This is a genomic window from Malaciobacter canalis (assembly GCF_008000835.1).
GTDB lineage: Bacteria > Campylobacterota > Campylobacteria > Campylobacterales > Arcobacteraceae > Malaciobacter > Malaciobacter canalis.
Map to the genome: position 1 here is coordinate 2,353,874 of NZ_CP042812.1, position 12,834 is coordinate 2,366,707.

Annotated in this window: 8 protein-coding genes, 2 tRNA genes and 3 rRNA genes; 4 read left to right on the plus strand and 9 right to left on the minus strand. The window is 33.3% G+C overall.

The annotated features are described in order from the left end of the window. Positions 1 to 4 precede the first annotated feature (4 nt). Positions 5 to 781 carry a magnesium transporter CorA family protein gene (locus tag ACAN_RS11745; protein WP_099334227.1) on the plus strand — a complete coding sequence of 259 codons (777 nt, stop codon included), beginning with the start codon at positions 5 to 7 and terminating at the stop codon, positions 779 to 781. 125 nt (positions 782 to 906) lie between these two features. Here ACAN_RS11745 and rrf read toward each other — a convergent pair. From rrf to ACAN_RS11790, 9 genes are all read right to left on the minus strand, one after another. Beyond that, positions 907 to 1,022, minus strand: a 5S ribosomal RNA gene (gene rrf, locus ACAN_RS11750). A gap of 117 nt (positions 1,023 to 1,139) precedes the next feature. Then, a 23S ribosomal RNA gene (locus ACAN_RS11755) occupies positions 1,140 to 4,061 on the minus strand. A gap of 236 nt (positions 4,062 to 4,297) precedes the next feature. After that, a tRNA-Ala gene (locus ACAN_RS11760) sits at positions 4,298 to 4,373 on the minus strand. Positions 4,374 to 4,409: 36 nt separating this feature from the next. Further along, positions 4,410 to 4,486, minus strand: a tRNA-Ile gene (locus tag ACAN_RS11765). 85 nt (positions 4,487 to 4,571) lie between these two features. Next, positions 4,572 to 6,086, minus strand: a 16S ribosomal RNA gene (locus tag ACAN_RS11770). Together the 16S, 23S and 5S rRNA genes with 2 tRNA genes alongside form the textbook arrangement of a ribosomal RNA operon. A gap of 320 nt (positions 6,087 to 6,406) precedes the next feature. Beyond that, positions 6,407 to 7,054, minus strand: a complete 648-nt coding sequence (locus ACAN_RS11775; protein WP_099333584.1) for a pilus assembly FimT family protein — start codon at positions 7,052 to 7,054, stop codon at positions 6,407 to 6,409. Then, a complete protein-coding gene (locus tag ACAN_RS11780; RefSeq protein WP_099333585.1) occupies positions 7,047 to 8,249 on the minus strand; it encodes a glycosyltransferase family protein in 1,203 nt (400 codons plus the stop codon). The genes ACAN_RS11775 and ACAN_RS11780 overlap by 8 nt, the downstream gene beginning before the upstream one ends. Beyond that, on the minus strand, positions 8,246 to 8,815 hold the full coding sequence (locus ACAN_RS11785) for an anthranilate synthase component II (protein WP_099333586.1): 570 nt from the start codon (positions 8,813 to 8,815) through the stop codon (positions 8,246 to 8,248). Before ACAN_RS11785 ends, ACAN_RS11780 begins: the two co-directional genes overlap by 4 nt. Beyond that, complete coding sequence (locus ACAN_RS11790) at positions 8,799 to 9,065, minus strand: hypothetical protein (RefSeq protein ID WP_228150605.1); 267 nt, start codon at positions 9,063 to 9,065, stop codon at positions 8,799 to 8,801. The genes ACAN_RS11785 and ACAN_RS11790 overlap by 17 nt, the downstream gene beginning before the upstream one ends. Positions 9,066 to 9,214: 149 nt before the next feature. Between ACAN_RS11790 and ACAN_RS11795 the strand changes: the two genes are divergently transcribed. Genes ACAN_RS11795 through ACAN_RS11805 form a run of 3 tightly spaced genes read left to right on the plus strand, consistent with a single transcriptional unit; the run spans position 9,215 to position 12,828 of the window. After that, positions 9,215 to 10,222: a Fe(3+) ABC transporter substrate-binding protein gene (locus tag ACAN_RS11795; RefSeq protein WP_099333588.1), complete on the plus strand. Its 1,008-nt coding sequence runs from the start codon at positions 9,215 to 9,217 to the stop codon at positions 10,220 to 10,222. A gap of 6 nt (positions 10,223 to 10,228) precedes the next feature. Beyond that, on the plus strand, positions 10,229 to 11,836 hold the full coding sequence (locus ACAN_RS11800; protein WP_099333589.1) for an ABC transporter permease: 1,608 nt from the start codon (positions 10,229 to 10,231) through the stop codon (positions 11,834 to 11,836). After that, positions 11,836 to 12,828 (plus strand): ABC transporter ATP-binding protein, encoded by a 993-nt coding sequence (locus ACAN_RS11805; protein ID WP_099333590.1) that lies wholly within the window; start codon positions 11,836 to 11,838, stop codon positions 12,826 to 12,828. Before ACAN_RS11800 ends, ACAN_RS11805 begins: the two co-directional genes overlap by 1 nt. Positions 12,829 to 12,834 lie beyond the last annotated feature (6 nt).

Genomic DNA, 12,834 nt, shown 5'->3' on the forward strand with positions numbered 1-12,834 from the left:
TGCAATGAAAATCAAAGATATTGATTCTTTACATCAAGAAGATTTAGAAAACTCATTGCATCCTTCAATTTTCTATACTGACGAAAATTATGATTTATTTATTTTAAGACTGCCCTCTTTTTTAAATAATAAACTTGAATTTTTAAACTATTCATTTATAATTACAAATGAAGAATATGCTTATTTTGATAATCAAAACAAACAAATCATTTCATTAAATAGTATTAAAGAATTTTATTTATACTTAGACAAGTCAATAAAGTCAACGATGAAATTAACAAATGATTACTACTCAAAAGTTTTGGACTTAGAAGAAAGTGTTTATGAGAATAAAAAGCAAGATAGTTTTAATAAAACTTGGTATGAATATAAAAATGAATTAATAAGAGTAAATAGAATACTTTACAAAGCAAATGAAGCTTTAGAAAACCTAATAGATAATTATAAAAATGAAAAAGATTATTTAGAACGTAATTTTGCTAATATACAAGAACATTTACAAAGAAGCTATAGAACTACTGGCTTGTGTCTTGAAAAACTTGATGTACTATATAATTTTCATCAAAGTAAAACAAGTGAACAAATGAACAAAATAGTTTATGTACTAACACTTCTGTCAGGTATTTTTTTACCATTAAATCTTATTGTAGGATTCTTTGGCATGAATACTACGTCTTTACCTTTTACAAAATTTGAAAATGGAACTTACTTTGTAATATCTATTTTAATAATGACAGGAATATTAGCAAGTATATCAATAATATATTTAAAAAGAAAATAGATAATAAAAATAAAAAGAGTAAATAAAGTAAAAGTAAAAGTAAATAAAGTAAAGACTAAAAAAAAAGCCCATAACTAAGATAACTTAAATAAGTTAAAATAGATAAGGGCTTGTAAAAACTCAAGAGCTGGCAGAGGCCTACGTTTCCACACCTGAAAGGTGCAGTATTATCAGCGCAGAAGTGCTTGACTTCCAGGTTCGGTATGGATCTGGGTATTTCCACTTCGCTATATCCACCAGCAATATGAGTATACAATGAATTTTATTATTCACTCTATACTCATATTTTGAGTATATTAATGTTAAAGTCTCTTTGAACACAACTTTAGTAAACTTAATAAGATAGTAAACCAAGTATAATAATAAGCCGAACGATCTATTAGTACTAGTCAGCTAAACATATCTCTATGCTTACACATCTAGCCTATCAACCAGTTAGTCTTACTGGGATCTTCAGGGAAAGTTCATCTTGAAGTTGGCTTCGAGCTTAGATGCTTTCAGCTCTTATCTCATCCGTACGTAGCTACCCAACGATGCTCTTGGCAGAACAATTGGTACACCAGTGGTACGTTCATCCCGGTCCTCTCGTACTAGGGACAAATCTTCTCAACTTTCCTACGCCCACGGAAGATAGGGACCGAACTGTCTCACGACGTTCTGAACCCAGCTCGCGTACCGCTTTAAATGGCGAACAGCCATACCCTTGGGACCTGCTCCAGCCCCAGGATGCGATGAGCCGACATCGAGGTGCCAAACCTCCCCGTCGATGTGAGCTCTTGGGGGAGATCAGCCTGTTATCCCCGGCGTACCTTTTATCCTTTGAGCGATGGCCCTTCCACTCAGAACCACCGGATCACTATGACCGACTTTCGTCTCTGCTCGAGTTGTCTCTCTCACAGTCAAGCTAGTTTATGCCATTATACTCATCAGGCGATTTCCATCCGCCTTGAACTAACCTTTGTAAGCCTCCGTTACTTTTTAGGAGGCGACCGCCCCAGTCAAACTACCCACCAGACATTGTCCTGATACAAGTTTATTGTACGCAGTTAGTAACTCAAATATTCAAGGGTGGTATCTCAAGGATGGCTCATACTCTACTTGCGTCTAGTAATCAAAGCCTCCCACCTATCCTGCACATGAATATCCAAGCTACAGTGTCAAGCTGTAGTAAAGGTGCACGGGGTCTTTCCGTCTTTCCGCGGGTAGGAGGAATTTTCACCTCCACTACAATTTCACTGGATCCCTGGTTGAGACAGCTCCCATCTCGTTACGCCATTCATGCAGGTCGGTATTTAACCGACAAGGAATTTCGCTACCTTAGGACCGTTATAGTTACGGCCGCCGTTTACTCGGGCTTCGATCAAATGCTTCGCTTACGCTTACATCATCAATTAACCTTCGAGCACCGGGCAGGCGTCACACCTTATACATCCACTTACGTGTTAGCAAAGTGCTGTGTTTTTGGTAAACAGTCGGGAGGGACTCTTTGTTGCAACCTCTTAGGCTTTTGAGAGTAAATCTCTATACCAAAGTAGGCACACCTTATACCGAAGATACGGTGCTAGTTTGCAGAGTTCCTTAACCAGGGTTCTTCCACGCGCCTTAGAATACTCATCCCACCTACCTGTGTCGGTTTACGGTACGGGCAACAATTAATATACTTAGTGGCTTTTCTTGGCACGACAGTATCATCGATTCTAAACGCTCTCCGAAGAGATTGTTCAGCCTATCAGATCTCGGTCTCTTGTAATCCGGATTTACCTAAATTACAACCTACGTCCTTCGACCCACTATTCCATCAGTGAGCTCGATTAACTCTATGCGTCCCCACATCGCGCTTAATTGTTGGTATTGGAATATTAACCAATTTCCCATCGTCTACCCCTTTCGGACTCGACTTAGGACCCGACTAACCCTACGATGACGAGCATCGCGTAGGAAACCTTGGGTTTTCGGCGTTAAGGATTCTCACCTTAATTATCGCTACTCATGCCTGCATGCTCACTTCTATCCGCTCCACTGCTCCTTACCGGTACAGCTTCGACGCTGAATAGAACGCTCTCCTACCACTCATAATAAATTATGAATCTAAAGCTTCGGTGTACATCTTAGCCCCGTTATATTTTCCGCGCAGAATCACTAGACCAGTGAGCTGTTACGCTTTCTTTAAAGGATGGCTGCTTCTAAGCCAACCTCCTGGTTGTCACAGTAACTCCACATCGTTTTCCACTTAGATGTAACTTTGGGACCTTAGCTGTTAGTCTGGGTTGTTCCCCTCTCGACATAGGATTTTATCACCCTACGCCTGACTCCCTAGCTTACACATGTAGTATTCGAAGTTTGATAGGGTTTGGTACCGCGGTAAGCAGCCCTAGCCCATTCAGTGCTCTACCCCTACATGCTACTACTAGAGGCTATACCTAAATATATTTCGGAGAGAACCAGCTATCACGAAGTTTGATTGGCCTTTCACCCCTATCCACAGGTCATCCGGGGGCTTTTCAACGCCCATCGGTTCGGTCCTCCACTGGCTCTTACACCAGCTTCAACCTGCCCATGGATAGATCACTTCGTTTCGGGTCTGCAGCATCTGACTAATTCGCCTTTTAAGACTCGCTTTCGCTACGGCTTCGTACTTGACTTAACCTTGCCAGATACCACAACTCGCAGGCTCATTATGCAAAAGGCAGTCCATCACCCTGTGAATAAATTCACATAGGGCTCTGAATGATTGTAAGCTAATGGTTTCAGGTTCTATTTCACTCTCCTCGCTGGAGTACTTTTCACCTTTCCCTCACGGTACTTGTTCACTATCGATCTGTAAGTAGTATTTAGGGTTGGAGGGTGGTCCCCCCGGATTCAGACAAAATATCACGTGTTCCGTCCTACTCAGGATACCATTAGAGCTATTGATAATTTCGTATACAGGAGTTTCACCCTCTTTGCTATACCTTTCCAGATATTTCTACTATTATCTTTAGTCTCATATTATGGTCCTTCAACCCCCTATGCAAGCATAGGGTTTGCCCTTCTCCCATTTCGCTCGCCGCTACTTTGGGAATCTCTTTTGATTTCTCTTCCTATGGTTACTGAGATGTTTCACTTCACCACGTTAGCCCCCATTTCTGGGTAATATATATCTCTATATATTGGGTTGTCCCATTCGGATATTCACGAATCAATGCTTCTTGACAGCTCCTCGTGACTTTTCGCAGTCTAGTACGTCCTTCTTCGCCTCTTACAGTCTAGGCATCCACCATTAGCCCTTAATAGCTTATTTTTTTAATTAGATCTTACTCTAACCTTTTTTGATAATTATTCCTTGGCTACTATCTTATTAAATTTAATAAAATAGTTGTGTTCTTCTTTTCTTTCTTGAAATTGCTTTCTTTTCTTAGAAAAATTTTTGACTTTAACATTATATTTTTAAATAACTTCTTTAATCTTCTCATCTCTGAAAAAATTAAATATAAATCCAATATTTATTGAACTTATATTTAACTTCTTCTTGTTTGTTGGTGGAGAATAGCGGGATCGAACCGCTGACCTCCTGCGTGCAAGGCAGGCGCTCTCCCAGCTGAGCTAATTCCCCAACTTTTTAATCTCTTCTTTTAAGATTATTTAATCATGGTGGGCCTACCAGGACTTGAACCTGGGACCTCACGATTATCAGTCGAGCGCTCTAGCCAGCTGAGCTATAGGCCCTCTCACCTATCTTTTAAATAACCTTTATAAACTGAATATATATTGACTTTGATTAAGAGTTTTGACTCTCTTAATCTTTTCTCTGAAAGGAGGTGATCCAACCGCAGGTTCTCCTACGGTTACCTTGTTACGACTTCACCCCAGTCGCTAATTCCACTGTGGAGGGTAGCTATCTTAGCATCCCCGCTTCGAGTGAAATCAACTCCCATGGTGTGACGGGCGGTGAGTACAAGACCCGGGAACGTATTCACCGTAGCATTGCTGATCTACGATTACTAGCGATTCCAACTTCATGTAGTCGAGTTGCAGACTACAATCCGAACTGGGAGGTATTTTTTAGATTTGCTCCACATCACTGTATCGCTGCTCTTTGTATACCCCATTGTAGCACGTGTGTAGCCCTGGTCGTAAGGGCCATGATGACTTGACGTCGTCCTCACCTTCCTCCTACTTGCGTAGGCAGTCTCATTAGAGTTCTCACCCGAAGTGTTAGCAACTAATGACGAGGGTTGCGCTCGTTGCGGGACTTAACCCAACATCTCACGACACGAGCTGACGACAGCCGTGCAGCACCTGTATATAAGTTTCTGCAAGCAGACACCCATCTATCTCTAAATGGTTCTTACTATGTCAAGACCAGGTAAGGTTCTTCGCGTATCGTCGAATTAAACCACATGCTCCACCGCTTGTGCGGGTCCCCGTCTATTCCTTTGAGTTTTAATCTTGCGACCGTACTCCCCAGGCGGTACACTTAATGTGTTAACTGCATTACTGCTATGTCGAGCATAGCAACAACTAGTGTACATCGTTTAGGGCGTGGACTACCAGGGTATCTAATCCTGTTTGCTCCCCACGCTTTCGCGTCTCAGCGTCAGTTATGTTCCAGTAGATCGCCTTCGCAATCGGTATTCCTTCTGATCTCTACGGATTTTACCCCTACACCAGAAATTCCATCTACCTCTCCCATACTCTAGATAGACAGTTTCAAAAGCAGTTCAATAGTTAAGCTATTGGATTTCACTTCTGACTTATCTATCCGCCTACACGCTCTTTACGCCCAGTGATTCCGAGTAACGCTTGCACCCTCCGTATTACCGCGGCTGCTGGCACGGAGTTAGCCGGTGCTTATTCATATAATACCGTCATTATCTTCTTATATAAAAGGAGTTTACGCACCGAAATGTGTCATCCTCCACGCGGCGTTGCTGCATCAGGGTTTCCCCCATTGTGCAATATTCCCCACTGCTGCCTCCCGTAGGAGTCTGGACCGTGTCTCAGTTCCAGTGTGACTGATCATCCTCTCAAACCAGTTAAGCGTCATTGACTTGGTGAGCTATTACCTCACCAACTATCTGATACTGTACAGGCCGATCTTCAAGCTATAAATATTTCCCTTGCATACTTTCGCATTAAAGGCATATGGGGTTTTAGCAGACGTTTCCATCTGTTATCCCCCTCTTGAAGGCACGTTACCTATATATTACTCACCCGTGCGCCACTTAGCTGACAGATTAGCAAGCTAATCCCGTTCTCGTTCGACTTGCATGTGTTAAGCACGCCGCCAGCGTTCACTCTGAGCCAGGATCAAACTCTCCATAAAGTGTTTGTTCTCTGACTAATTATGTATTTCTATACAAAATTAATTACTCATTGTTTTATCATACTTTATGTATGATATTATAGACGAAGAATTTGTATTCTTCTTATTTTTCTTGTCATATATATATTCAGTTTATAAAAGTTACTTCTCTTACAAACTTACTTTGTGTTAAAGAACTCAATCTCATCTTTAGCTCTCAATCTCTTGTTTGCCTCAGCGAATTTGGACGGGAATTATAGACAAATCTTGCCCCTTTGTCAAGGGTTTAAACTTAATGCAGGCTTAAATTTTGGAAAATACTTTCTTCTTTACTCTCTTCTCTATATTTTATGGGGTTTTTTATAGATATATCCAGTACTATGCTCAATTACAATTTCTCTCATACTGTTATTTTTATCATATAGCTTTATAATACATGGTTTGTTAATCTTATATTTATAGTGTTCATTTTTGTTATTACTAAGCTTTTTATATACAAAGCCATCTTCACCAAAAGATATTTTACCTAATGAAGAATCCATTTTACAACTTACATCAATTTTATCTACACCAAATTTTTTCGTTAATAAAACATATTTTGAAGTATCATTATCTACTAAGCATTTATTTGAACTATATATGTATTTATTAGATAAAGGATCTTTTAAACTCTCTTGTTTATTTGGATGTCCTTTCATATTTTTATCACTATATATAACATAATATAGACCTCCAACTTTTTCTCTACACTCAAAGAATTTTAGTGTCCATCTTTTTTTATGCCATTTTTCTTGATTTTCATCTACTTTATTATCAATTAAGGCTTGGTATCTAGTTTGCTTTAAATATAAAATAAGTCTATTAGTTGCATGATCGATATTACTTTGAAATTTATCTAAGCTAATGTTAGAATAAAATGATGCAGTTATAATGGTTATTAAGGTCAAAGCAAAAAGCAATTCTATTAATGAATATGACTTTTTATTCATTAACTTTTGCTACATATGCAGTTGCTATCTCAACTCCATAATATTTAATTGGTATTTTAAAGTTATAATTTTTGATTTTTTCTAATGATATAATATAACTATTACCTTGATATATTTTATAAAATCTAAGTCTTAATATTAACTCTTCATCTTCTGATTTTATATGATTTATATTTAAGTCATTAAGTTTACTACTTAACTCTTTTACTACATGATATTTATATACAAAGTGTTTTTTAGGATTTTCTAAAAACATATATAATGGTTTATTAAAAATTGTAATAAAAATATTCAATAATAGTGTTAAAAATACCAAAAGAGCAAAATAGTAATGTTTTTTTCTAAACTCTTTTAATCTAACCCTATATGAATGAAAAAATAGTTTTACCATTAAAGGAATAGCAATTACAACATATGGAGCATAATCTTCAATATATATTTTTTGTCTAAATGAAAAAATAATTGAAAAAACTAATGCAGTTGCACTAATATACCAAATAAGCGTTCTTTGATTTTTCACACCTAATCTATACATTGAATAAAAAAAGTATAGAAAAAGAAAAGGTGAAAAAATTGATGCATAAATTGCAAAGGTATCTACAAAAAATCCTTTAGGTTTACCTCCACTTTCAAAACCATATATTCCCATAGACAAGCCAAATAAAATTAGACTTATAAATATTATTGCATTATCACGCTTATTTAAAGAATAGAAAAAAATTGCTAAAAAGAATATTGCAAAAGAGTTATCAACAAATAAAAAAGCAATTAAAAAAACATAATTATGTTTTTGCATTTTTTGGTAATAGTATATATAAAAAAGAGTGCAAAAAGTCACTACTATTGCACTATTAACTAAAAGAGAAGCACTTAAAACACCTGGTAAAAACATAAAGATAATAGTAGATACTACTCTATCACTTTGATATTTAAAGTATGTTCGTGTATTAACATATATCAAAATAACACTAAGAAAGTAAAAAGTTAAAAAAGGTAATCTTAATGCAATATCATTTTGACCAAATATAGTAGTTGATATATTTGTTAGTAATGATAACAAAGAATTATTTTCAAAGAAATTCAATGCTTCTTTATAAGAAATACTAAGAGTATTTGAAACAAAAATCAATACAATTGTTGTAATTGCAAGAGTTATATAAACAGTTTTATTGTATTGATTTGTTGTGTTTATCATAGTTTCAAAAAGTTTTCAATCATCTCATATCCATATTCACTCATTATAGATTCTGGATGAAACTGTACTCCATAAATTTTTTTATTTTTTATCTCTAATGACATAATTTCATTGTCATCTAAACTATATGATGTTGGTATTATATCATCAGTTAAACTGTTTTTATCAACAGTTAATGAGTGATATCTAGTTTGTGTAAACTCATTTGGTAAATTATTAAATATTGGTGTATCAAAACATTTTTTTATTTTTGATGTTTTACCATGCATCATATTTGGTGCTTTAATTACTTTTGCTCCATAAACTTGAGCTATACTTTGATGACCTAAACATATTCCAAATATTGGTATTTTACCTGCAAACTCTTTAATAACATCAAGACATACTCCAGCATCATCAGGAGTAGCTGGTCCTGGAGAGATTATAATCTTTTTAGGATTTATTTTTTTTATTTGTTCAATATTTAGTTCATCATTTCTTATTATTTTTAAATTTGCGCCTAATTCTTTGCAATATTGAACAATATTATATGTAAAAGAATCATAATTATCAATCATTAGAATCATTAAACAATTCCTTTTGTATTTTTGCCATTTGTTCTTTTACTTCAATTATATGTTTTTGAGGAACATTTTCATCTACTATCCATTTTACTTCATCAATGTGTCCACCATAATCTAAACCCATTTTTTCAATAGTTTCAGAAAACTCTTTTAAGTCATCACATTTTTCAACTCTTTGAGTAATTGTATCTTTTAATTGTAAAAACCATCCACCAATTCCATTCTCTTTTATAGTAGCTTCGAATATAATCATAATTAACCTTTAAATAAAAGCATATTATATCAAAGAAAAAATAAAACTGAATAAAGCAGTGTTAAATTGATAATAGTACTTATTATTCAGTGACTTAAAAGTTTCAAAAAATTATAATTCCAATAACTATTATCAAAAAAAGGAAAAAGATGTTAAAAAAATTGGCTTTAAGTACTGCAATACTTGTTTCATCAGTATTTGCAAGTTCAGAAGTAAATGTTTATTCGCATAGACATTACGATACAGATAAAAAACTTTTCAAAATGTTTGAAGAAAAAACTGGTATTAAAGTAAATGTAATTAAAGCAAAAGCTAGTGCATTAATTAAAAGAATTGAAAGTGAAGGTAAAAAATCACCTGCTGATGTTTTAATAACAGTTGATGCAGGAAGATTATATCAAGCTAAATCAAAAAATCTTTTACAATCAATTAAATCAAATTATTTAATGGAAAATATTCCAAAACAACTAAGAGATGTAGATAATCAATGGTTTGCTCTTACTAAAAGAGCAAGAGTTACTGCTTATAAAATTGGTTCAGGAATGGACAAAAAACTTACAACATATGAAGATTTAGCTGATCCTAAATTCAAAGGTCAAATTATGGTTAGATCTTCAAATAATATATATAATCAATCTCTTATGGCAGCAATGATAGCTCATCATGGAGAAGAGTATGCAATTAAATGGGCAAAAGGTGTTGTTGCAAATATGGCAAAAGCTCCAAAAGGAAATGATAGATACCAAGTAAAAGCTATAGCAAGTGGAATTGGTTCAATAGCAATTGTTAATACATACTATATTGGTAAAATGGTTGATAATAAAGATTTATCACAAAGTGAATCAGTTAAAAAAGTAAAAGTATTTTTTCCAAAGTTTGAAAACGGTGGAACACATATAAATGTAAGTGGTGCAGGTGTTGCTAAATATGCTCCAAATAAAGAAAATGCAATAAAATTTATTGAGTTCTTAGCTTCAAAAGATGCACAAGAGTTATTTTCAAAAGCAAATTTTGAGTACCCAGTACTTAAAAGTGTTGAAGCATCTGATTTAGTAAAATCATGGGGAACATTTGAAGATGACCATATTTCTATAAATACATTAGGTCAAAATAACAAAGCAGCAGTTAAAGCTTTTGATTTAGCTGGTTGGAAGTAGTATTAATTGAAAAATACGATTTCTAAAATTAAGATAAGTAGCTTTATATTAACGCTACTTATCTCAGCTCCTGCAATAATTATTTTTCTTTATCTTTTTATAGGTCACAGTGATAATTGGCAACATCTAAAAGAGACTTTACTTTTTACATATATTTTCAACTCTTTATATATAATGGTTGGAGTTGCTATTTTAACAACACTTTTTGGTTTTACAACAGCATATTTAACATCACTTTATAACTTTGCTTTTTCAAAATTTTTTCACTATGGTCTAATTTTACCATTTGCTATTCCTACTTATATTGTTGCGTTTATTTATGGAGGAATGTTTAATATAACAGGAACAGTGACAACATTTATTCTTGATATTTTAGATAAAGACCTTAGTGAAGTAGTATTCTTTGATATTATGTCAATAGAAGGTGCTATTTTAGTAATGTCATTAGTACTTTATCCATATGTCTATCTTATTTGTAAAACATATTTAAGTTTTGAATCTGCTTCGATTATTGAAGCAGCAAAAACTTTCAATCTCTCTTCATGGCAAATATTTAAAAAAGTGATTTTACCAATTTCAAGACCTGCAATTGTAGCAGGAGTAACACTTGCAGTTATGGAAGCAGTTGCTGATTTTGGTGTTATGGACTATTTTGGAGTAAATACATTTGTAACAGGTATTTTTAAAACTTGGTTTGGAATGGGAAGTGTTGAAGATGCAGCAAAACTTGCAAGTATTTTAATGAGCTTTGTATTTTTGTTAATTATTTTAGAAAGAATTCAAAGAAAAAACAAAGTATTTAAAAGTTCAGGAAAAGATTTTAAACCAATAGAGAAAGAAAAACTTACTGGAATTAAATCATTTTTAGCATTTTTAGCATGTTTTATACCATTTTTCTTTGGATTTTTATTGCCATTTATTCAACTTTGCTTTTGGTTTAGTATTTCATATGAAGATATAATAGATGAAGATTTTATGACAACACTTTATCAAACACTATCTCTTGCAATTAGTAGTGCTACACTAATAACTGCATTAGCATTGTTATTTGTATATAATGTAAGAAAACATCAAGATAAAACTTCATCAACATTAACTCAAATTGTTAAATTAGGATACTCAATTCCAGGTGCAGTTGTTGCTGTTGGAATTTTATCTTTCTTTTCAATTTTAGATAAATATGTTATAGATTTATTCTCTTCTACTTTTATTATAAGTGGCACAATAATAGCTATTATTTTTGGTTATTGTGTTAGATTCTTAGCAATTAGTATAAATAACTTTGAAGCAGGATTTAGTAGAATTCCTCAAACATATGATGATGCTGCAAAGATTTTAGATGTTGGAGAAAAAACAACTTTTGTAAAAATCTTTATTCCACTATTAAAAAACTCTGCATTTGCATCATTTATAATAGTATTTATTGAAGTAATTAAAGAACTCCCTTTGACAATGATTTTAAGACCTTTTAATTATGATACATTGCCAATTTTAGCTCTTGAATTAACACAGCAATCTCAAATAGTCGAATCTTCTGTTCCATCAATGTTTATTATATTAATTGGAATGGTTTCAGTAATTTTACTAGCAAAAAATATGAATAAGGCACAATAATGGTAAGTATAGAAAAGTTTGGTATATCATTTAATGATACAAAAATTTTAGAAAATATCTCATTTGATGTTAAACCAGGAGAAATTGTAACACTTCTTGGTTCAAGTGGATGTGGTAAAACAACAATATTAAGATCAATAGCTGGGTTACAAAAAGAGCATGAGGGTAGCATTTGTATAGGTAATGAGTGTGTTTCTTCTAAAAAAGTTTATAAAAAAGATAGAGAGGTGGGATATATATTCCAAGATTATGCACTATTTCCCCATTTAAACGTACATGAAAATATATCATTTGCTTTATATAAACTATCAAAAAAGAAAAAAGAAAAAAGAGTAGATGAACTTTTAGAACAATTTAATATTGTTGATCATAAATATAAACAAATACACCAACTATCAGGTGGACAACAACAAAGAGTAGCTATTGCAAGAGCTATGGCAAATAATCCAAAAATTTTACTTTTAGATGAGCCTTTTTCAAACTTAGATGCAATGCTAAGATATAAAACAAAAATTTGGTTAAAAGATTTAATAAAACAGATGAATTTAAGTGCAATTCTTGTTACCCATGATAAAAAAGAAGCATTGTCAATATCAGATAAAATAGGAATTATAAACGATAAGAAACTTATTCAATTTGATAGTGCAAAGAAGATGTTTGAAAACCCAAATAGTTTGTATGTTGCAAACTTTTTATGTGAGGTTAATGAACTTCCAAATAGATATATAAAAGATATTGGATTAAATATAAAAGAAGATAAAGTTGCAATTATAAAAATTGATGAATGTAAAATATCAAAAGATAAATCAAACTGTAAAGTAAAAATTTTAGATATCTCATTTTGTGGAGAGTATTATGAACTTGTATTAAATTTACTTGATTATGATAATACAGATATGATAGTAAAATCTCATAGTATTGAAAATTTAAATATTAATGATGAAGCGTTTATGCATATAGATAAAAAAGATATTAAAATAATAGATAAATAAGAGTCA